At 42.7% G+C, this 19680-nt stretch carries 23 protein-coding genes and 1 tRNA gene; 9 read left to right on the forward strand and 15 right to left on the reverse strand.

Annotation, left to right across the window (positions count from 1 at the left end; all coding sequences use genetic code 11):
* Positions 1–29 precede the first annotated feature (29 nt).
* The 5 genes from GO009_RS01620 to GO009_RS01640 all read right to left on the reverse strand — a co-directional run bounded on the left by GO009_RS01620 (position 30) and on the right by GO009_RS01640 (position 5677).
* Positions 30–2186, reverse strand: a complete 2157-nt coding sequence (locus GO009_RS01620) for a prolyl oligopeptidase family protein (protein WP_163624394.1) — start codon at positions 2184–2186, stop codon at positions 30–32.
* A 77-nt stretch (positions 2187–2263) separates the two neighbouring features.
* Complete coding sequence (locus tag GO009_RS01625; protein WP_163624395.1) at positions 2264–3277, reverse strand: aspartate-semialdehyde dehydrogenase; 1014 nt, start codon at positions 3275–3277, stop codon at positions 2264–2266.
* Between the two features lie 192 nt (positions 3278–3469).
* Positions 3470–3877, reverse strand: coding sequence for a large-conductance mechanosensitive channel protein MscL (gene mscL, locus GO009_RS01630; protein WP_163624396.1), 408 nt, complete (start codon positions 3875–3877; stop codon positions 3470–3472).
* A gap of 52 nt (positions 3878–3929) precedes the next feature.
* A complete protein-coding gene (gene alr, locus GO009_RS01635; protein WP_163624397.1) occupies positions 3930–5039 on the reverse strand; it encodes an alanine racemase in 1110 nt (369 codons plus the stop codon).
* Positions 5036–5677: a thymidine kinase gene (locus GO009_RS01640; RefSeq protein WP_163624398.1), complete on the reverse strand. Its 642-nt coding sequence runs from the start codon at positions 5675–5677 to the stop codon at positions 5036–5038. Before GO009_RS01640 ends, alr begins: the two co-directional genes overlap by 4 nt.
* Before the next feature lie 155 nt (positions 5678–5832).
* Between GO009_RS01640 and GO009_RS01645 the strand changes: the two genes are divergently transcribed.
* From GO009_RS01645 to GO009_RS01655, 3 genes are read left to right on the forward strand one after another with little or no spacing between them, the layout of a single operon-like run.
* Entirely contained in the window at positions 5833–6522 is a 690-nt protein-coding gene (locus GO009_RS01645) for a hypothetical protein (RefSeq protein WP_163624399.1), read from the forward strand.
* A gap of 50 nt (positions 6523–6572) precedes the next feature.
* Positions 6573–7244, forward strand: coding sequence for a 16S rRNA (cytidine(1402)-2'-O)-methyltransferase (gene rsmI, locus GO009_RS01650; protein ID WP_163624400.1), 672 nt, complete (start codon positions 6573–6575; stop codon positions 7242–7244).
* Between the two features lie 40 nt (positions 7245–7284).
* Positions 7285–7860 carry a uracil-DNA glycosylase family protein gene (locus GO009_RS01655; RefSeq protein WP_163624401.1) on the forward strand — a complete coding sequence of 192 codons (576 nt, stop codon included), beginning with the start codon at positions 7285–7287 and terminating at the stop codon, positions 7858–7860.
* 7 nt (positions 7861–7867) lie between these two features.
* Here GO009_RS01655 and GO009_RS01660 read toward each other — a convergent pair whose 3' ends face one another.
* Complete coding sequence (locus GO009_RS01660; RefSeq protein WP_163624402.1) at positions 7868–8470, reverse strand: carboxymuconolactone decarboxylase family protein; 603 nt, start codon at positions 8468–8470, stop codon at positions 7868–7870.
* A 54-nt stretch (positions 8471–8524) separates the two neighbouring features.
* Here GO009_RS01660 and GO009_RS01665 point away from each other — a divergent pair, with 54 nt between their 5' ends.
* The 4 genes from GO009_RS01665 to GO009_RS01680 all read left to right on the forward strand — a co-directional run bounded on the left by GO009_RS01665 (position 8525) and on the right by GO009_RS01680 (position 12489).
* Positions 8525–8947: an OsmC family protein gene (locus GO009_RS01665; RefSeq protein ID WP_163624403.1), complete on the forward strand. Its 423-nt coding sequence runs from the start codon at positions 8525–8527 to the stop codon at positions 8945–8947.
* Between the two features lie 131 nt (positions 8948–9078).
* Positions 9079–9432: a four helix bundle protein gene (locus tag GO009_RS01670; protein WP_163624404.1), complete on the forward strand. Its 354-nt coding sequence runs from the start codon at positions 9079–9081 to the stop codon at positions 9430–9432.
* 102 nt (positions 9433–9534) lie between these two features.
* Positions 9535–11223, forward strand: coding sequence for a single-stranded-DNA-specific exonuclease RecJ (recJ, locus tag GO009_RS01675; protein WP_163624405.1), 1689 nt, complete (start codon positions 9535–9537; stop codon positions 11221–11223).
* Between the two features lie 6 nt (positions 11224–11229).
* Positions 11230–12489 carry an MFS transporter gene (locus tag GO009_RS01680; protein WP_163624406.1) on the forward strand — a complete coding sequence of 420 codons (1260 nt, stop codon included), beginning with the start codon at positions 11230–11232 and terminating at the stop codon, positions 12487–12489.
* Here the strand turns inward: GO009_RS01680 and GO009_RS01685 are convergent.
* The 6 genes from GO009_RS01685 to GO009_RS01710 all read right to left on the reverse strand — a co-directional run bounded on the left by GO009_RS01685 (position 12486) and on the right by GO009_RS01710 (position 16590).
* Positions 12486–13253 carry a UDP-2,3-diacylglucosamine diphosphatase gene (locus tag GO009_RS01685; RefSeq protein WP_163624407.1) on the reverse strand — a complete coding sequence of 256 codons (768 nt, stop codon included), beginning with the start codon at positions 13251–13253 and terminating at the stop codon, positions 12486–12488. The genes GO009_RS01680 and GO009_RS01685 overlap by 4 nt on opposite strands.
* Positions 13254–13258: 5 nt before the next feature.
* The gene (locus GO009_RS01690; RefSeq protein ID WP_163624408.1) at positions 13259–13525 is read right to left on the reverse strand and encodes a type II toxin-antitoxin system RelE/ParE family toxin; all 267 of its coding nucleotides are present in this window, start codon (positions 13523–13525) and stop codon (positions 13259–13261) included.
* Complete coding sequence (locus GO009_RS01695) at positions 13522–13782, reverse strand: hypothetical protein (protein ID WP_163624409.1); 261 nt, start codon at positions 13780–13782, stop codon at positions 13522–13524. Before GO009_RS01695 ends, GO009_RS01690 begins: the two co-directional genes overlap by 4 nt.
* 158 nt (positions 13783–13940) lie before the next feature.
* On the reverse strand, positions 13941–14708 hold the full coding sequence (locus GO009_RS01700) for an enoyl-CoA hydratase/isomerase family protein (protein WP_163624410.1): 768 nt from the start codon (positions 14706–14708) through the stop codon (positions 13941–13943).
* A 34-nt stretch (positions 14709–14742) separates the two neighbouring features.
* Positions 14743–16077 carry an MATE family efflux transporter gene (locus GO009_RS01705; RefSeq protein ID WP_163624411.1) on the reverse strand — a complete coding sequence of 445 codons (1335 nt, stop codon included), beginning with the start codon at positions 16075–16077 and terminating at the stop codon, positions 14743–14745.
* Between the two features lie 12 nt (positions 16078–16089).
* Positions 16090–16590 (reverse strand): GNAT family N-acetyltransferase, encoded by a 501-nt coding sequence (locus GO009_RS01710; RefSeq protein WP_163624412.1) that lies wholly within the window; start codon positions 16588–16590, stop codon positions 16090–16092.
* 53 nt (positions 16591–16643) lie between these two features.
* Between GO009_RS01710 and GO009_RS01715 the strand changes: the two genes are divergently transcribed.
* Both GO009_RS01715 and GO009_RS01720 read left to right on the forward strand, forming a co-directional pair.
* Entirely contained in the window at positions 16644–17441 is a 798-nt protein-coding gene (locus GO009_RS01715) for a universal stress protein (RefSeq protein WP_163624413.1), read from the forward strand.
* 57 nt (positions 17442–17498) lie between these two features.
* Positions 17499–17572: transfer RNA gene (locus GO009_RS01720), tRNA-Ala, on the forward strand.
* Positions 17573–17610: 38 nt separating this feature from the next.
* On the opposite strand, the gene GO009_RS01725 is transcribed toward GO009_RS01720, so the two are convergent.
* The 3 genes from GO009_RS01725 to GO009_RS01735 all read right to left on the reverse strand — a co-directional run bounded on the left by GO009_RS01725 (position 17611) and on the right by GO009_RS01735 (position 19394).
* The gene (locus GO009_RS01725) at positions 17611–18267 is read right to left on the reverse strand and encodes an RluA family pseudouridine synthase (protein WP_306770382.1); all 657 of its coding nucleotides are present in this window, start codon (positions 18265–18267) and stop codon (positions 17611–17613) included.
* A gap of 292 nt (positions 18268–18559) precedes the next feature.
* A complete protein-coding gene (locus GO009_RS01730; RefSeq protein WP_163624414.1) occupies positions 18560–18943 on the reverse strand; it encodes a VOC family protein in 384 nt (127 codons plus the stop codon).
* A 7-nt stretch (positions 18944–18950) separates the two neighbouring features.
* The gene (locus GO009_RS01735) at positions 18951–19394 is read right to left on the reverse strand and encodes an SgcJ/EcaC family oxidoreductase (protein ID WP_163624415.1); all 444 of its coding nucleotides are present in this window, start codon (positions 19392–19394) and stop codon (positions 18951–18953) included.
* Positions 19395–19680 lie beyond the last annotated feature (286 nt).

Raw genomic sequence — 19680 nt, forward strand, 5'->3', positions numbered from 1 at the left:
GGCTACTAAAGTCGTAGCCCTAAACAAATTTAATCTTTAAACTCTTTGAGGACTGCTTGGTTGGGTAGCTCATCGTAACCCATGTTATAAAAGGTGAACCCAAAGATATCCGCGTATTGCTCTATGGTTTTGCTAACTGGCGTACCTGCTCCGTGACCTGCGTTGGTCTCGATACGTATTAAAGTAGGTTGTCCCCCAGCCTGTTTTTCTTGTAATTCCGCGGCAAATTTAAAGCTATGCGCGGGAACCACACGGTCGTCGTGGTCTCCTGTGGTAACCAAGGTTGCTGGATATTCCGTGCCTTCCTTTACATTGTGCACAGGGGAGTATCCTTTAATGTAGTTGAACATTTCTTCACTGTCTTCGGAAGTTCCGTAATCGTAGGCCCATCCCGCTCCTGCGGTAAAAGTATGATAGCGCAGCATATCCATTACGCCAACGGCGGGCAATGCCACTTGCATCAAATCGGGGCGTTGGGTCATGGTGGCACCCACTAACAAACCACCGTTGGAACCGCCACGAATGGCCAAATATTCTTTTGAAGTGTATTTGTTGTCAATCAAGTATTCGGCAGCGGCGATAAAGTCATCAAAAACATTCTGCTTTTGAAGTTTGGTGCCTGCTATGTGCCATTTTTTACCGTATTCACCACCTCCCCTAAGGTTAGGAACGGCATATACACCGCCTTGCTCCATCCAAACCGCATTTACAATGCTAAAGGACGGCGTTAAACTAACATTGAAACCGCCATAACCATAAAGAATCGTAGGGTTTTTACCGTTAAGCTCGGTTCCTTTTTTATACGTAATGATCATCGGTACTTTGGTGCCGTCTTTTGAGTTGTAGAAAACTTGTTCTGATTGATAATCGTCTGGATCAAAATCAATTTGAGGTTTCCAGTATTGCTCGTATTCGCCAGTTTCCACATTATACTTGTACAAAGAACCTGGGGTGTTGTAATTGGTGAAGGAAAAATAAAATTCCTTGTCCTCTTTTTTGCCGCCAAAACCCCCTGCGCTTCCTACACCGGGCAACGTTACTTCGCGGACCAAATTGCCCTCATAATCATATTGAAGCACTTTGGAAATGGCATCCACCATGTATTCGGTAAAGAAATAACCTCCGCCTGTTCCAGCGGTCAACACATTTTCGGTTTCTGGAATTAGGTCTTCCCAATTATCGGGGGTTGGGTTTGCAGCATCGACCACCACAACTTTTTTGTTGGGAGCCTCTCGGTTGGTTACCAAATAAAGTTTGGACCCTTCGTTGTCGATTACATAGGTGTCAGAATCGGTATCATCTAGAATAGTGACCAACTCAGGGTTTTCTTGGGAAAGATCCATCATAAACAATTTGTTCCCAGATGTAGAAATGGATGCCGAGATGAACAAGTATTTTTGATCTTCAGAAACGGAACCACCTACGTAACGGTGTTTTTCTTCTGGAGTGCCGCCAAAAATGATTTTATCTTCGGATTGAGGCGTGCCCAATTTGTGGTAATATAATTTATGTTGGTCCGTTTTTGCAGAAAGTTCGCTTCCCTCTGGTTTGTCGTAACTGGAGTAGAAAAAACCATCATTTCCCTTCCAAGAAATTCCACTGAATTTGATATCGACCAAGGTGTCCTCCACAATTTCTTTGGATTTTGCATCGATGACGATGCCCTTGCGCCAATCACTTCCGCCCTCGGAGATAAGATAAGCGGCTTTGGAGCCATCTTTGGTGAAACTAAGGCCCATCAAGGACGTGGTACCATCTTCGGAAAAAGTATTGGGGTCCAAAAAGACCTCTTCTTCGCCATCATCTTTTTTTCGGTAAACGACATATTGGTTTTGCAGCCCGTTGTTTTTGTAGTAATAGGTGTAGTCTCCTTCTTTAAATGGGGAGCCTACTTTTTCGTAGTTCCAGAGTTTTTCCAGTCGGTTTTTTAAATCTTCGCGGAACGGGATTTTTTCCAAGTACCCGAAGGTGACTGAATTTTGCTCTTTTACCCAAGCTTCGGTCTCCTCGCTTCGGTCGTCCTCCAACCAGCGGTAGGGGTCGGGCACATCTGTTCCAAAATAATTATCAACGGTGTCAACCTTTTTGGTTGTAGGGTAGTTCACAGTAATGGGTTCTCTTTTTTTAGTGTTTTCCTGGCAGGCTGCAAATAAAACCAAAGCAGCCAACAGACTTATGTTTTTCATGTTTTATCGGATTGATTCGGATAAAAATACCACAAAACACACAAACCTATTGGCCGAAGTCGATGCTTTAACGAATTTTATGAAACGGCTTCGGAAGTATTCGAAACCAAGTTGTTTTCCACCAAATACTCCGCAATCTGCACAGCGTTGGTGGCAGCTCCTTTTCTTAGGTTGTCCGCCACAATCCACATGTTCAAAGTATTCGGTTGGGTTTCGTCTCTACGAATCCTGCCCACAAAAACATCATCCTTGCCATTGGCAAAAACAGGCATGGGGTAGGTGTTGGTTTCAGGATTGTCCTGCACTACGATTCCGGGGGTTTCGCTTAGGAGTTGTCTTACTTCTGCCAAATCAAAATCGTTGTGGAACTCCACATTCACGGATTCCGAGTGCCCACCGGCAGTAGGAATACGCACTGCGGTTGCGGTTACCGAAAATGTACGGTCGTCCAATATTTTTTGAGGCTCCCTGGCCAATTTCATTTCTTCTTTAGTGTAGCCATTCTCCAAAAACACATCGCAATGGGGCAATGCATTGCGGTTGATTGGATGGGGATATGCCTTTTCGCCTTCGATTCCAGCCGCTTCGTTCTCCATTTGCTCCACGGCCTTAACCCCCGTTCCCGAAACGGATTGATAGGTAGAAACTACCACACGTTTCATCTGATATTTTTTGTGGAGCGGGTCTAACGCCAATACCATTTGAATGGTGGAGCAGTTAGGATTTGCTATAATTTTGTCCTCTGCGGTAAGTTCACTTGCATTGATTTCCGGCACCACCAATTTTTTGGTCGGGTCCATTCGCCAAGCGGATGAATTATCGATTACTGTGGTTCCCACTTCGGCAAATTTTGGCGCCCATTCCAACGAGGTGTCGCCACCTGCGGAGAAAATGGCAATATCGGGTTGGGCGGCAACGGCATCTGCCAAACCGATTACGGTATGCTCCTCGTTTTTATAGGTGAGTTTTTTGCCCACGGAACGCTCCGAGGCAACCAACAACAATTCTGAAATAGGGAAGTTGCGTTCTTCCAAGACTTTCAACATAACTTCGCCTACCATTCCGGTGGCTCCAACTACTGCTACTTTCATCGTAAAATTATTTCTTGTCGCAAAGGTACTTTAGTCAGCGGTTTAAACAAGCTTTTTCTTTATGAATAATCAAAAAACAACAAAATGTTATAAATAAAACAACCATCAACATGTTAGCGAAAACACATTGATGGTTTTTAATGGTTATTGTGATGTAGCGGACTGCCGAACTCTATTCAGCATCAACGATTTTTATTTCTTCAACAAATCGCGGATTTCTGCCAACAGCTCCTCTTGGGTCGGACCCTTTGGAGCTTCTGGAGCAGGCTCCTCTTTTTTCTTCATTCTGTTTACGGCCTTGACTACAAGGAACATAACAAATGCGACGATGATGAAGTCGATGACATTGGTAAGGAATGCACCGTAAAGCACGGCTATTTCCCCAACGATTTCACCTGCATCATTCGGAGTTCCTTCCGTGATCACATATTTCAAATCGTTGAAATCCGATTTGAACAACAGGCCAATCAATGGTGAAACAATTCCCCCGGTAAATGAAGAAACCACTTCTTTGAAAGCGGCACCCATGACGAAACCTACGGCGATATCCACCAGGTTCCCCTTCATGGCAAATTCTTTAAACTCTTTTAAAAATCCCATTTTATAGTTGAGTATTGGTTAATCGTAAACAAATTAAGCAAAAAAGATAATATTAAGCCCCGATAAGAACTCTTTTTACCCGTTGGGATATGGCGGTGAGAATCTCGTAGGATATGGTGTTTGCCGACGAAGCAAAGCTTTCCGCAGAATTGTTTGGACCGAATACAATAACCTCATCCCCTTCTTGGCAGTCTATTTTTGTTACATCTACCATGATCATGTCCATACAAACGTTTCCAATGATGGGTGCTTTTTCACCATTAATCACAACAAAACCTTTACCTTTTCCATATTGTCTCCCAATGCCATCTGCATGGCCTATGGGGAGTGTGGCACTTTTTATGGGTCGATTGGATTTATAGGCCCGGTTGTACCCTACGGATTCTTGGGCATCAATTTGATGGATTTGTGAGATGATGGTTTTGAGTGTGGCCACAGGTTTTAATTGTGCATCCACTTTGGCGTGATTGCCATAACCGTACAGGCCGATCCCGCTACGTACCATTTCAAACTGTGCTTCGGGATAATTGATGATGCCCGAAGTGTTCAACATATGCCTCATTGGTGCATAGTCTAGCTTTTTGCTGAGCGCACCACTTAAATTTTTGAACGAATTGATTTGAAGTAAACTGAAATCACATTCATTGGCATCTTCCGAAGCGGCCAAATGCGAAAAAGTCGAAACTATTTTGATGCATCGGTTGCGCTTGGTTTCCTTGGCAATAAAATCAACATCAGCCTCAGAAAAACCCAAACGGTTCAATCCTGTATTGAACTTAATATGAATCGGGTAATCATGTTGATTCGTTGCTTTAGTGGCTTCAAGAAATTGATTCAAAATATTCTTGGAATAAATGCTGGGCTCCAAACGATGCACTATTAAATCATCAAAATTGGATGCCAAAGGGTGCAATACCAAAATAGGTGTTTTAATTCCTGCCTTGCGCAATAAAACGCCTTCACTTACATAAGCAACGGCCAAATAATCGACACCCAATTGCTCCAGTTTTTTGGCAATGGCAATCATATCGCTTCCGTAGGCAAAAGCTTTTACTACCCCCAAAAATTTGGTTTCTGGTTTTATTTTGGATCGCAAATAGTTGTAGTTGTGTTCCAAGGCCGAAAGATCCAAAACCAAGGTAGTTTCTCCGACCTTACTCATTGGTTTTTGTCTTTTTTGGTGTCCACTTCTTCCGATTCCACATCCATTTCCTTTATTTTTTCGCGCAGCATGGCCTTGTAAAATGCAGCCCTGCTCAAAGGTTCGTACTCTTCGGTTTCACCCAAAAGCACCAAGTTATCGTTAAGGGATTTTCTAAAACTGTAGTTCGCCAAATTCCCGGTTCGGGTACATACGGCATGTACCTTGGTCACATATTCTGCCGTTGCCATTAATGCGGGCATGGGTCCAAAGGGGTTACCCTTAAAGTCCATATCCAATCCGGCGACCACTACACGAACGCCCCTGTTGGCCAAGTCGTTGCATACGGTCACGATTTCATCGTCAAAAAACTGGGCCTCGTCAATGCCTATTACATCGCAATCGTCCGCCAAGAGCCGAATATTGGCCGCGGCGGGAACGGGGGTGGACCTGATTTCGTTGGAATCGTGGGATACGACCATATCTTCATGGTAGCGGGTATCCACAATGGGCTTGAATATTTCCACTTTTTGTTTGGCGAATTGAGCCCGTTTCAGTCGTCGGATCAATTCTTCGGTCTTTCCCGAAAACATGGAACCGCAGATAACCTCAATCCATCCAAACTGTTCTTTAGGGTTTACTGTGTTTTCGAGAAACATACCGTATTTTTGAAAGAAATTGTTTGTTTTCCCGTTATATTGGGACGACCACAAAGCTACTAAAAAATTGCCCCCCTGTTTTCAATAAGATTTTAACCTTTTGTTGATAGGGTTTTTGCAAAATCATTATATTTTTATAGTAAAGAAGAAAAGCTATGATACGGAAATTGAGGGAAGAGTTGATTAAGTTGTCCACTGAAATAATCACAGCAAGGGAGGATACCGATCTTGCGGCACTTTACGAAAAGTCGAAAGAGATTTATGAAAAGTTGGCCGTGTTGAAATTTATAGATGAAAAATTGAGCGATGTTCAGGTAGATGTTTCCCAAAACGTGATAGCCTCAAGATTTGAGAAAATGGCCAATGCGGTATTGAGCGGGAACACATCGGTGCCCGAGAGTAATCCGCACCAAGAAGATATTATGACCCCGGGCATGGAGACCATTAAAGACATGGTTTCCGAAATGCCATCCAATGCCGATTTGGAACAGGTGTTTGCCGAGTTCGTGGCGAAGCCCGACCTTATGAAAAACGACAAAGATGAGGTGACACCCAATGAGAATGCCAGTACATCTTATAAATCTATCAAGCCCCAATCCTTAAATGATCGACTTGGCAAAGATTTTCAGGTAGGGCTCAATGATAAATTGGCATTTGTAAAACATCTGTTCAATAACGACATGGAAGACTATACCCGTGTTCTCTCTCAACTCACAACAATAGATTCGGAGGAACGTTCCATCGCGTTTATCAACAATATGGTAAAACCCGAGTATAATAATTGGGAGGGCAAAGAAGAATACGAAGCCCGATTCTTGGCACTTATCGAGAGAAGATTCGCATAAATCCGATTTTCAATTTTATTTTAATAGGAAGAAGACCGTAACTTTGGTGTATGGGAAAGCTATACTTGGTTCCAACACCAATAGGAAATTTGGAGGACATGACACTTCGCGCCATTAAGGTGCTCAAGGAAGTGGATGTGGTTTTGGCGGAAGATACCCGAACTAGCGGCAAATTGCTCAAGCATTTTGAGATCAACACCCCTCTGCAAAGCCACCACATGCACAACGAACATAAACAGATTGATGGCTTGGTGCAAAAAATGAAAGAGGGTACTACCTACGCCCTAATCTCTGACGCGGGTACCCCCGCCATTTCCGACCCCGGGTTTTTATTGACCCGCGCTTGTGTTGAGAATGATATTGAGGTAGAATGCTTACCGGGAGCCACCGCTTTTGTGCCCGCTTTGGTAAATAGCGGACTGCCCAACGATCGATTTGTTTTTGAAGGGTTTCTCCCAATAAAAAAAGGTCGCCAGACCCGGCTTTTGGAACTCGCCGAAGAAACCCGAACCATGGTTTTTTATGAATCTCCCCACAAACTACTTAAAACCCTGACCCAATTTGTGGAATACTTTGGAGCAGAAAGACCCATTTCTGTATCTCGTGAATTGACAAAGTTGTATGAGGAGACCATCCGGGGAACCGCAAGTGAAGTGCTGGAGCATTTTACCGATCAACCACCCAAGGGGGAGTTTGTTATTGTGGTTGGAGGCAAAAAATAGTTGTTAACTTCAACAAAACTTTACGACCCATTATATAAAAATGGATGAATTACTTTCCAAAATACGGAACTGTTCCCATTGCGAGGAGCATTTGCCCTTGGGGCCCAGACCCATAGTTGCCGCCCACCCCAAATCCAAGATTGCCATTATTGGTCAGGCACCTGGAACCAAGGTGCACCAAACCGGTGTTCCGTGGGACGATCCCAGTGGAAAGCAACTCAGAAAATGGTTGAATGTCACGGATGAGCAATTTTATGATGAACAACTTTTTGCTTTAGTCCCCATGGGTTTTTGCTATCCAGGAAAGGGAAAATCTGGGGATTTGCCCCCGAGACCAGAATGTGCTCCGCTGTGGCATAAAGCTTTGGTGAATCAAATGCCAGACCTAAAACTTACTATTTTGATAGGCCAATACGCCCAAAAATATTATTTGGGCAATACCATGAAAAGAAACTTGACGGAAACGGTGAACAACTATCAAGAATATTTGCCCGATTGTTTTGTGTTGCCCCACCCATCGCCCAGAAACCGATTTTGGTTGAGTAAAAATCCTTGGTTCGATAAAGATGTACTACCGGATTTAAGGAAAAGAGTTTCAAGTAGCCTTATTTCTTGAGCTTAGTCTAATATTTAGATCCATCGTGCTTTCCTTTTTGCCAACCCACTTCGCCTAAATATTTTTCCGCACTTTCCACGGCGCCATTTTCAATGGTTGTGCCCATGGAGTCGTTCCAGCGGTTAAGAAATCCAAAAAGAGAGATAACCCCCATCATTTCAATTATTTCACCATCATCCCAATGTTTGTGCAACTGTTTTTTAATATCAGCGCTAACGGTGTTCGGTACTTGCGAAGCGGCCAGGGCAAAATCCAATGCAGCCCTTTCTGCATCAGAAAAGGCTTCATGTGTTCTGTACTCCCAAATATTGTCCAGTTGTTCTTGTTTGGCACCATATCGTTCCGCCGCTCGAATAGCATGGGCCTGGCAATACCTACACCCTGTTGCATTACTGCTAACCCAAGCGATCATTCGTTTTAGCGCGGAAGTCACCCTGCCCTCATTGGCCATCACCGCTTTGTTAAGGTTAATAAACGCTTTGGAAATTGCTGGCCTGTGCTGCATGGTCAAAACAGAATTGGGACAAAACCCAAGGGTTTCGTTAAAGAACTCTGCCAGTTGTTTGGTTTCTGGGTCGTGATCAGGAGCAAGGGGGGATACTAAGGCCATGGTTGAGTTATAAATTGTATTTTTGAACTCCACAAGAAACAAAAATTAAACTTCATGACAAATCACATAACTACCAAATGGTTGGGTGAAATGGCTTTTGAGAGCAACAACCCATCCGGACATACTGTACGAATCGACGCCGGAGAAGAAAGTGGCGGCTCTGCCGCAGGATTGCGCCCCAAAGCCCTAATGTTATCCAGTTTGGCCGGTTGTTCCGGTCTTGATGTGGCATCACTTATCAAAAAAATGAAGCTGGAAGTAGATGATTTCAAAATAGAGACCATTGCGAATTTGACTGACGAACATCCAAAACATTACGATTCCGTTGTTGTTGAATATCACTTTACGGGTTCCAACCTCAATGAGGACAAACTCCAAAAAGCCGTAGATCTTTCCGTGGAAAAATATTGTGGTGTTATGGAAATGTTCAGAAAATTTGCTAAGCTGGACATTAAGACCATTTTTCATCATAAGTAAAATTCAAATATAAGCTCAAGTACAATACTCAAGTGCAAGTTCAATTTTAAGTACGGACACCAAGTTTAAATTCGAGTAAATCGATTATATTTAACAATTAGGTCAACCTCAAAATCAAATCAACATGATTTATGACCCACAAAAAATTTGATTTAGAGGAAAGATTTGTTGAGTTGGCAGCTAATATTGCTTTCTTCTGTAAAGACCTACCCAACGATTTTACTGGCCAGTATTATGGCAACCAACTGCTTCGTTCAGCGGGTAGTGCAGCTTTGAATTTTGGTGAGACTCAAGGAACCTGTTCGGACAAAGATTATATCCACAGAGCGACCATATCGTTAAGGGAACTGAAAGAATCAAGAGTGAACCTCAAAATTTTGAATAAAATAGACTATGGCGATGAAGAAATACGTAAAAGTTTACTGGATGAAGATGAGCAATTGATTAAAATCATGGCCACAATAATCAAAAACAAAAAACGATAAGCACTTGAAACTTGGTGCCCGTACTTAAAATTGAACCTGAACCTGAACTTGAGTTTGAAACCCGAACTTGAGTTTGAAACCCGAATTTGAACTTATAAAACCATGCGCTGGACCGTAAAGCCAAAACCCGAACAAGAATCCATTGACCAACTTTCCGAAGCATTGGGCGTTGATGACTTGATTGCCCAATTATTGATTCAGCGCGGAATTACGAATTATGATGAGGCAAAGGCGTTCTTCCGTCCGGAATTGAGCCATCTGCATGACCCTTTTTTGATGAAGGACATGCACAAAGCAGTTGACCGGATTGAGCAAGCCATAGCCAACCAAGAAAACATTTTGGTTTACGGAGACTACGATGTGGACGGCACCACTTCCGTAGCCTTGATGAGTTCTTTTTTGATGGAAACCTACCCCAATGTGGCGACCTATATTCCAGATCGCTACGCGGAAGGATATGGCATTTCTTTTCAAGGGATTGATTTTGCAGCGGACAACGACATTGGTTTGATGATTGCACTAGATTGCGGCATCAAGGCCATTGACCAGATAGCATACGCCAAGAAAAAAGGGATTGATGTGATTGTTTGCGATCACCACCGGCCAGGTCTAGAACTGCCTGATGCCGTCGCGGTCTTGGACCCCAAACAGGAAGATTGTGCCTATCCGTACAAAGAGCTTTGTGGATGTGGAGTTGGATTTAAATTGATTCAAGCCTTGAGTGCCAAGCAAGGAAAAACCATAGATGATTTAATGCTGTATTTGGATTTGGTGGCCACAGCAATCGCAGCGGATATTGTGCCGATTACAGGAGAAAATCGGGTACTGGCTTATTATGGATTGCTCGTCATCAACAAAAACCCAAGAACAGGAATCAAGGCATTAATTAATCAGACCAAAAAACGGGAGCTTACCATCACGGATGTAGTGTTCATCATTGCGCCAAGAATCAATGCGGCCGGACGGATGAAACACGGCCAACATGCTGTAAATCTGCTTACGGAAACCGACTTTGCCCAAGCACAACAGTTTGCTTCAGAAATTGAATTGTTCAATACCGAACGAAGAAGCTTGGATCAGGAAATCACACAAGAAGCCTTGGTGCAAATCCAAGAAAACCAAGAAGAAGACAAATTCACTTCTGTGGTCTATAATCAAAACTGGCACAAAGGAGTAATCGGTATTGTGGCCTCACGATTAACGGAGACCTACTATAGGCCCACTTTGGTGTTTACCAAAAGTGGGGATAAATTGGCAGCTTCCGCACGATCGGTAAAAGGGTTTGACATCTACAATGCCCTTGAGGGCTGTTCCGATTGTTTGGAGCAGTTTGGCGGGCATATGTACGCAGCGGGCCTTACCTTGTTGGAAGAACAGTACGAAACCTTCAAGAATCAGTTCGAAAAAGTGGTTTCGGAAACCATCGACCCAATATTGTTAAAGCCCGAAATTTCTGTGGATGCAAAAATCCAAATGGACCAGATTACCTCAAAACTGATGCGCATCTTAAAACAATTTGCCCCTTTTGGGCCTGGAAACATGACTCCGATTTTTATGGCAGAAGGATTAAAGGACACAGGGTATGCCCGCGGTGTAGGTGAAGGGGGGAAACATTTAAAATGCAGTGTATATCGGTCCGGTTCCGAACCCATTGGTGGAATTGGATTTAATTTAGGCAATAAAATAGACAAAGTTAAGGGCGTACAATCTTTTGATGCCGTATTTTCGTTAGATGAAAATGAATGGAATGGAACGGTGAGCCTTCAACTTAAACTAAGAGATATTCGCTAGTAATTTATGGACCCCTACGCAGCACTACGCTATAAGGAATTCAATATATTTTTGATTGTACGTTTTGCCATGGTATTTGCATGGTCCATGCAATTTATTGTGATTGAATGGCAGGTGTATTCCTTGACCAAAGACCCACTTTCCCTCGGTATCATCGGATTGATGGAAGTGATTCCAGCGGTGAGCATGGCCCTTTTTGCAGGACATATTGTAGATCAACGGGAAAAACGAAACCTTTTGATTATCTGCATTGCCGGGTTCTCCGTAATCAGTCTTGGACTGTTCTTGTTGAGCTGGCCCGGACTTGAAGATTCATGGGAACCCAACACTATACTGTATTCCATTTATGCCTTGGTGTTTTTGGGTGGATTTGTGCGCTCCTTTTTGGGTCCGACCATTTTCTCATTGATTGCTTTGATCGTTCCTAAAAAAATATATCCGAATGCTGCTACCTGGAGCAGTTCCACATGGCAATTGGCATCGGTTTTGGGCCCTGCGTTGGCAGGATTTTCCATTAGCTGGATTGGGGTGCATTGGAGTATGTGCGTTATTTTCGGTTTCTCTTTGTTTGCATTGATTTTCCTCTTCCAGATCCCCAGAAAACCCATTATGAACCCAAAAATTGGCGAGCCCGTATTTCAAAGTTTGCGGGATGGACTCAAATTTGTTTTTGGAAACAAGGCCATTTTTGGAGCGCTTACTTTGGATATGATTGCGGTACTATTTGGTGGCGCTGTAGCGCTTTTGCCCGTTTATGCTCAGGACATTTTGCATGTGGGTTCCGAAGGTTTCGGGATTTTACGGGCGGCACCAGCAGTTGGAGCTTCTATTACTATGTTGGGATCTACGAGATTTCCCCTGCATAAAAATGCGGGTAAAAAATTGTTGATGGCAGTTTTCGCCTTTGGAGTCTGTATTATTGTGTTTGGACTGTCCGAGTTATTTTGGTTATCGGTAATTGCTTTGTTCCTAAGTGGTGCAGTAGATGGGGTTTCCATGATTATACGTCAGACTATCTTACAATTAAAGACGCCAGACAATATGCGCGGCAGGGTAGCTTCAGTAAACTCTATGTTTGTGGGGTCGTCCAACGAGTTGGGTGCTTTTGAAAGTGGATTGGCCGCTAAATTATTGGGAACGGTTACCGCAGTAGTGTTCGGTGGATGTATGACCCTGCTTACTGCCGGTACAACCGCCATTGTTTCACCGAGCTTCAGGCGATTGGACCTTCAAAAAGATATTGACGAGCACGAAAAGGAAGATTAGTCTTCCAATTTCTCCAAGGTCAACTTTTCACCATCAAAAACAGCGTAGGTAAAATAGGAAATCCAGTCCCCGAGATTGGTGTAAGTGGATTTTTCGTTGAGCTTGATTTCCATGGGTAGATGGCGGTGACCAAAAATAAAATGGTCGTAATGCTGCTCCTCCAGCTTGCGTTTGGCGTATAAAATAAGCCATTCCTTATCCTCTCCTAAGAATTTGGCATCTGCTTCGCCAGAAATTATCTTATTGTTCACGGATAGATGTTGACCCAGCCTCACGCCCAAATCAGGATGCAGCCACTTAAAAAACCATTTGGCCACGGGATTGGTAAACACCTTTTTCATCCGCTTGAAGCCTTTGTCATGTGGGCCCAATCCGTCACCGTGTCCAATAAAAAACGAAGTATCGTTGATGAGGAATTGCTGAGGTTTGTGATAGACCGGTATGTTGAGCTCTTCTTCAAAATAACCATCCATCCAGAGGTCGTGATTGCCCACAAAATAGTTAATGGAAATGCCCATGTCGGTAAGTTCGGCCAATTTTCCCAAGGTACGGGTAAAGCCTTTGGGTACTACTGTTTTGTATTCGAACCAAAAGTCGAAAAGGTCGCCCATTAAAAAAATGGCCGCGGCATCGTCTTTAATGGAATCGAGCCAGGCCACAAATTTTTTCTCGCGGGGCAGACTGTCCTTTCGGGCGGGAGCCCCGAGGTGGTTATCGCTCGCGAAATAGACTTTTTTGCCTTTAGGAAGTGAAATATTGTCCAATTGGTCTAAGGAAAAAGTTTATATATGTCATTTCGTTTTACAAAACGAGACAATATTAAGGTATTGTTTTCGTAATAAAAACCAAGTCGGTATGTGCCGACTCTTATTCTGAAAGCATTCGGGTGTCCTGCTAACTTCTTGACGGGCTTAAGTTCGTCCAAAACCTTGGCCTTTTTCATTTCGAGAATGGTAAGCTTCAATTTCTGCTTTATCTTTTTATCATTAATCTTTCTTAAATCTTTTTCAAGTGATTTATGATATTTGATTTTCATTCATCAAGAATTTTAAAGACATCTTCCTCACTGACAAAGTCTTCTTTGTCTGTTTGCTGCATCAGAAGTAGAAGCCCAAGGTCTTCCTTCTCTTCTTCTGATAGCTTTTCGAAACGTTCCAGTTCTTTGTTTTTCACATATTCAACCACAGCCTTTTCCATCAAGGCCTTAACGCTCAAGTTTTCAAAAGCGGAAAGCACTTTGAGCTTTACTACCAATGACTTATCGACTTCAATCAGTTTTTTGACATGTTCCATAAAACTTGGTCTCTCAAATTCTAAACTAGCAAATATATAAAATATATATTTTATATATTATTTTTTGTAACGTCGGTTGCTTCGTATTCTATTGACCACATACACCACAATCACGAAAAGGGCCAATATGGGGAAAATCAAATCATTCATAACTACTTTTATTTTTTAAACCTTTCCAATGCTTTTTTTGTGTTGGGGGAGAGTGCCAATCTTCCTGAGGCTTCGGCACGTTCCAACAATAGGTCGTCCCAATGCTCCGTTCCTTCCCACAATACTTTTTTCATTTCGGCCAAAGCTTCGGGATTATAGGTTGCCAGTTTTTGCAGATGAATGTCCAGCTCCTTATCCATTTCTGAAATGGATTCGTATACCTTGGCGTAAAGACCTTGTTCCTTGGCCCAATAGGCATTTTTCCACTCCGTGGGATATAAAGTGAGCTCTGCAAGGGCAGCTTTTCCCATTTTTCGTTCCACTACGGGAGCAATTACAAATGGACCAATTCCTATAGAAATCTCGGATAGTTTGATGGCAGCTTCCACTGTTGCGTGTACATAATCGCAAGCGGAGGCCAAACCTACACCGCCACCGACGGTCTTTCCTTGTACCCGACCAATAATCGGTTTGGGACATTTGCGCATGGCATTGATGACGTTGGCAAACCCACTGAAAAACTGTTTGCCTTCTTCTAAATTAGAAACGGCCACAAGTTCATCAAAAGAAGCTCCTGCACAAAAGGCTCTTTCCCCTTCGGATTTTAAGACGATGATGGATACCTCTTCATTTGTGCCAAGTTTTTCGAACTCAGTAGTTAATCTGGCCAATAGTTCGGACACAAAGGAGTTGCTTGCGGGATGGCCAAATTCGACTGTAGCAATTCTGTTTTCTATATGGGTGTATAAACTTCCGTTGGTTCTATCTGTTGTCATTAAAATTGATTATCAGATGTCTTTGAGCACTAAATTAAGGGTTTTGCACCAAGGGTCGGAACTTTCTCCTAAATTTCCAGACCAAGGAGAAGCCGCGAATCATCATCCAGACCACAAAGGCAATCCAGATGGCATGTATGCCGAGACCAGTATATAATCCTAAATAGAGGCATGGTATAAACCCTAAAAAGGTAGCGGCCAAGAGTACGTTTCTCAAATATTTCATTTCTCCCATCCCTTTAAAAATCCCATCAAAAATAAAGGCCAGGGTATTCATTGGGAGTCCAAGAATAACAATATAAAAAATGCTGTAGAAGGTATTGAGAACGATTTCTTCCTTGGAAAAAAGAAGCCCAATGGGACGGTAGAAAATAAATCCGAAGCACATGAGCGCGAGACTCACCACCATACCATATTTAAAAATGGTTTTGGCCAATTTCCACAAACCATCGTAATCGGCGGCGCCCAAAAGTTTTCCTCCCATACTGTTGCCGGCAGCGGCATAGCCATCAATAAAAAATGCGGCAAACAACCAAAGGTTGACCGCAATGGTATGAGCTCCGATGAAGCGGTCGCCCAATGTGGTGGCTTCGCGAACGGCCAGCATTAAAGCGACATTCAGGGCCAAGGTCCTTACAAAAAGGTTGAGGCTCATAAATATCAACCGCTTTATTTCCTTATTTAAGGGGAAGGTCAATTTTAGGCTGATATCCGTTTTTTTAATCAATAGAATAAAAGCCAACAGAGCCATAATGGCCTGGGCAATTAAACTGGCCCATGCGGCACCTTCCAAATACAATGCAGGAATGAATCCATCGATGCCATACACCAGAACAAAATCCAACAGGATGTTGAGCCCGGCACCCAACATGGCAATGACCATAGGGTAGAAAGTGTTCTGGAGCCCACGGAAAATACCGAAAATGGCAAAAGTGAACAGCGTAAGCGGGAATCCCCAAACCCGAATGGAATAATAGGAAACACAATAGTCCAATATTTTGCCCGAAGCATTAAAGAGTGCAAAAATCTCTTCGATTACAAAAATGGTGGTGAGCAGGACCACAAGGCTCAAACAGATGTTCAGAAATATGGCTTGAGCAGGCAGATTTTTCACCTCGGACAACCTGCTGGCACCCAAATACTGAGATATGATGGCAGAAATGGCACTACGGGTCTGGCCGAGCACCCAAATGAGCATTGACAAAAAAGAGCCAACAATCCCGGCTGCCGCCAAGGATTCCAATCCGTCCACTGGAATATTGCCCACAATAGCTGTATCCGTAATGGACAGCAAGGGTTCGGCAATACCCGAGATTGTTGCGGGAATCGCCAATTGGTTGATGCTCTTAAAGTTTACCTGTGTGCTCAAATCGGCGGCAAGTTACAGCACTAATTCATAACAATGAAAAGGATGGTCGCTTTGTTTGGGAAAGTAGATATCGTCCAATTTTTGATAGCCTCTTTGCTCGTAAAAACGTTGGTTTCTTTTGTTCTGTGAAAAGGTGTCCAGCCGTACCGAGATAAAGTTGTTTTCCCTAGAATAGTTTTCGACAAAATCCATCATTTGTCGGGCCAGTCCCTTCCCTTGAAGGTCTGGATGAACGGAAAGGCGGTGGATATAGGTGCTGTTTCCGTTTGGGGTCAACCATTGGATGGGTCTGTACTCATCATCCATAAGGGTTGATATGACGATAGTGCCTTGTACGATGTTGTTTTCTTCTATTACGAAAAGTTCATCGCGTTCAATGTCTTTGATGAATGCTTCTTTGGAGGGATAGTGCTCGTTCCATTGAAAAATACCGTTCTCCTGCATTTTTTGGGCACAGGCCCGGGTTATGGTCAAGATATCGGGGATTTCGGATATCTTTGCGCGTCTTATCATTGATTCGTTTCAATTTAATTGTAAATTTAAGGTTTAATCGTAATCACCAAACCATGAACAACATACTTGTACCCATTGGAACTTCTCCAGATTCACATCAAACCTTGCAATATGGCGTTGATTTTGCCGCTGAATTTGGCGCAAAGGTCTACGTAATGGACGTATTTAACGTAACCACAGCTGTTGGCAGCTTGGCGAATGTGGAAGAAAAGGTTGCCAAGAGCAGCAAGGAACATTTAAAAGAAGTGATAGACCAGGTGGACACCAAAGGTGTAGAGGTAAAAATGGCCACTTATAATGGGGATATTATTGATGGTTTAAAAAGCATCAACAAAGAGTTGGGGATTGATTTGATCATTATTGCTCCAAAAAGTAATGATATTCAAGAGGAACTTTATTTGGGTAATACCTCGGGAAGAATCATTAAACAAACTGAAATACCTACGTTGATTGTTCCTAAAGGAACGGTATTTAAGCCAGCGAAAAAGATATTGACTGCTTTTGGGTCCGGGATTTTAAAACGCAGCAGTATCCTGACCCCATTGATCATGATCAAGAACAAATTTAGGTCTGAAGTAAGCCTGTTGTTGGTGAAAAGACCGGGGTATACCGAGGATGACCTTAAAGTGAACACAGCTTTGATGGACTTGAGCAGCCAATTGACCATTACTGAAAATGGAACCACCTATTTGGGGGTAACGGAGTATTTCCAGAAGGAGCACCCCGACATGTTATGTGTGTTTAGAAGAAAGCGCGGATTCTTTAAAAAACTATGGGAAAAGAACACCATACCTAAGTCGGAGTTCTTTGTAAAAATACCATTATTGGTTCTCAGCGTTAAAAAAGATTAAGGAAGCGGCGCAATTTTTGATACTTTCGAAAAAAAGTGGTTATTTTGCGCTCTCTTTGGGGGATTAGCTCAGTTGGCTAGAGCGCTTGCCTGGCAGGCAAGAGGCCACCGGTTCGAATCCGGTATTCTCCACTAAAAAAAGAAAAGCACCTCAATTTTGAGGTGCTTTTTTATTTGACCCCAGAATCAAAAATCTTCCCAAACTTCTCAGGAATCTCATCTTCAATATAGACGTTTTGTTGGGTAAACGGATGCTCAAACTCCAAAGAGTGGGCGTGGAGGTACAAACCCCTCCCTTTTAAAATTAAGCCTTCTAGGTTATATTCTTTATCTCCGAGGATGGGATTCCCCAAACTGTACAAATGTTTCCGCAATTGGTGCCTTCTACCTGTTTTAGGGTGTAATTTTACCAAATTCAGTTTGGCGAAACGTTCTGAGGGAACGGATTGTATCACTTCAAAATCTGATCGGGACGCTTTCCCGTCTATTTCCGAAGAGATGGTTCCACTTGGCGCCATATCGCCAATGGCAACCGCGTAATAGGTTTTGGATATGAGTTTGTCCTCGAACATTTTGTTCAAGGCACGGATACAGTTACTTGTTTTTCCTATCAAAACAATGCCCGTAGCGGCATAATCCAATCGGTGGACGGGTTGCGGTGTCGTGGCATCGGGAAGCGTGCTGGCCTTAAGATTTTGAGACAAAGCATTGGCAATGGTCTTGAATTTGTTGCCACTTACTTCAATACCGGCAGGTTTATGAATCGCAGCCAGATGCTCGTCCTCCAACAATACTTTTAGCGGAAAGTTGAACTGCTTTTTCAACATTTTTTCCTTTGGAATGGCAAGCGTTATTTCTTCTCCACCACAAATAAAGGTTGCCGTGGTCGCAATGGCTCCATTTACAGAAATATACTTTTTCTTGAGGGCTTTTTTAAGCGCTGATTTGGTAGGAATGGCTTCAAATATTCCAATGCCATATTCTTGTAATCGTTGGGGATTGATAATATTGGGGACGATATGGGTTTCGTTGGGATTGATGTATTGTGAGACTTTTGGAGACGGTCAATTATTGTACTTCAACTTCGGTTTGCCGATATTGCTGTTGGGGGTTCGTTTTTTATTCAGATTGTTCAATTTCTCTTCTTTGCAGATTGAAGACTGTTCCAGCAGGGTCTTGAATCCAATGCATATTTTTAGGAAGCTCTTCAAGTTCGTCACACGTTTCCACACCGTTTAATTTCAAATAGTTTGTCGCTGCTTCTACATTGGGAACCGTAAGCTGTAACCAAGTTTCTGAATGGGTATAGTTGTCCACGCAGTCCAACCATATTACGTTGTTTCCGAATTTTACTTTGTGTGTTTTCGAAACGGTTGGATTATCAATAGGTATTTCTTCTACTTCCAGCTTTAGAATGTCCCTGTAAAAAGCGACGGTTTTCTCATATTTACTTTTGGGAATCTTTATCGCGATATTAATTCCTGCTTCAAATTCTGCATTCATGCTTATTTTATTTATCTGATACTGCGCTTAACTCTTTTGTTAGCTCTTCTACCTTTTCCGGTTTGCCGTGAAATTGTGCAGGCGTGTTTTGAAAAAGCTCAATTTTCCAAACGTTGTTCTGCTTTGTTGCGGTTATGGTTTGGATAGCATTGGCTGCAGGATTAATATCCTTTTGTCCAGGGGGCCTCATACCTACAATAGCTCGAAGGGTAGCAACTTCTGAATTCAAAAAACGGACTTCTTTAACTTTCCAAACATAATCTGCGGTCTGATGGTGCTCAAATATTTTCCCTATTTCAGCTTCGATTTTGTTCTTGCCATTATATTGGCTCCCGTCAAATCCTATTGATACTCCATTGTCGGTAAAGAATGATGCCATTTTGGTTGCATCTTGTTTATTCCAAGCGGTTAGTAAATCAGCATGTAGTTTTTCTAATTCTGCTTTATCCATTTTCTTTTCATTTAAAGCTTCTTTGAATATTTATCTTCCCGTTTGTCCTACTCGTCCTGCAATGACTACTACAGCGCTAAACGCAATGATTAATTTCACTGTGGCTGAATTAGATATAAGAAATTTTCCTCACTATCTGTTTGGATTCATCATAAATGTAGCATTTTTTGTAGGAAAACTACATAATTGGTCTTTTCTGATTTCTCTTTCAAACTTTACCATCCTTTTAGGATGGATTTTTTGTAATTGGCCTGTCCTTTTTTGAACTTTACTTCAAAACTAAATC

This window comes from Allomuricauda sp. TY007, from assembly GCF_010468565.1.
In the GTDB taxonomy this organism is placed as follows: Bacteria; Bacteroidota; Bacteroidia; order Flavobacteriales; family Flavobacteriaceae; genus Flagellimonas.

Bases quoted from the DNA above. Each gene is read 5' to 3' on its own strand.
- GO009_RS01620 (WP_163624394.1), bottom strand. From the start codon at position 2,186: ATGAAAAACATAAGTCTGTTGGCTGCTTTGGTTTTATTTGCAGCCTGC.
- GO009_RS01625 (WP_163624395.1), bottom strand. From the start codon at position 3,277: ATGAAAGTAGCAGTAGTTGGAGCCACCGGAATGGTAGGCGAAGTTATG.
- mscL (WP_163624396.1), bottom strand. From the start codon at position 3,877: ATGGGATTTTTAAAAGAGTTTAAAGAATTTGCCATGAAGGGGAACCTG.
- alr (WP_163624397.1), bottom strand. From the start codon at position 5,039: ATGAGTAAGGTCGGAGAAACTACCTTGGTTTTGGATCTTTCGGCCTTG.
- GO009_RS01640 (WP_163624398.1), bottom strand. From the start codon at position 5,677: ATGTTTCTCGAAAACACAGTAAACCCTAAAGAACAGTTTGGATGGATT.
- GO009_RS01645 (WP_163624399.1), top strand. From the start codon at position 5,833: ATGATACGGAAATTGAGGGAAGAGTTGATTAAGTTGTCCACTGAAATA.
- rsmI (WP_163624400.1), top strand. From the start codon at position 6,573: ATGGGAAAGCTATACTTGGTTCCAACACCAATAGGAAATTTGGAGGAC.
- GO009_RS01655 (WP_163624401.1), top strand. From the start codon at position 7,285: ATGGATGAATTACTTTCCAAAATACGGAACTGTTCCCATTGCGAGGAG.
- GO009_RS01660 (WP_163624402.1), bottom strand. From the start codon at position 8,470: ATGGCCTTAGTATCCCCCCTTGCTCCTGATCACGACCCAGAAACCAAA.
- GO009_RS01665 (WP_163624403.1), top strand. From the start codon at position 8,525: ATGACAAATCACATAACTACCAAATGGTTGGGTGAAATGGCTTTTGAG.
- GO009_RS01670 (WP_163624404.1), top strand. From the start codon at position 9,079: ATGACCCACAAAAAATTTGATTTAGAGGAAAGATTTGTTGAGTTGGCA.
- recJ (WP_163624405.1), top strand. From the start codon at position 9,535: ATGCGCTGGACCGTAAAGCCAAAACCCGAACAAGAATCCATTGACCAA.
- GO009_RS01680 (WP_163624406.1), top strand. From the start codon at position 11,230: ATGGACCCCTACGCAGCACTACGCTATAAGGAATTCAATATATTTTTG.
- GO009_RS01690 (WP_163624408.1), bottom strand. From the start codon at position 13,525: ATGAAAATCAAATATCATAAATCACTTGAAAAAGATTTAAGAAAGATT.
- GO009_RS01695 (WP_163624409.1), bottom strand. From the start codon at position 13,782: ATGGAACATGTCAAAAAACTGATTGAAGTCGATAAGTCATTGGTAGTA.
- GO009_RS01700 (WP_163624410.1), bottom strand. From the start codon at position 14,708: ATGACAACAGATAGAACCAACGGAAGTTTATACACCCATATAGAAAAC.
- GO009_RS01710 (WP_163624412.1), bottom strand. From the start codon at position 16,590: ATGATAAGACGCGCAAAGATATCCGAAATCCCCGATATCTTGACCATA.
- GO009_RS01715 (WP_163624413.1), top strand. From the start codon at position 16,644: ATGAACAACATACTTGTACCCATTGGAACTTCTCCAGATTCACATCAA.
- GO009_RS01725 (WP_306770382.1), bottom strand. From the start codon at position 18,267: ATGTTGAAAAAGCAGTTCAACTTTCCGCTAAAAGTATTGTTGGAGGAC.
- GO009_RS01730 (WP_163624414.1), bottom strand. From the start codon at position 18,943: ATGAATGCAGAATTTGAAGCAGGAATTAATATCGCGATAAAGATTCCC.
- GO009_RS01735 (WP_163624415.1), bottom strand. From the start codon at position 19,394: ATGGATAAAGCAGAATTAGAAAAACTACATGCTGATTTACTAACCGCT.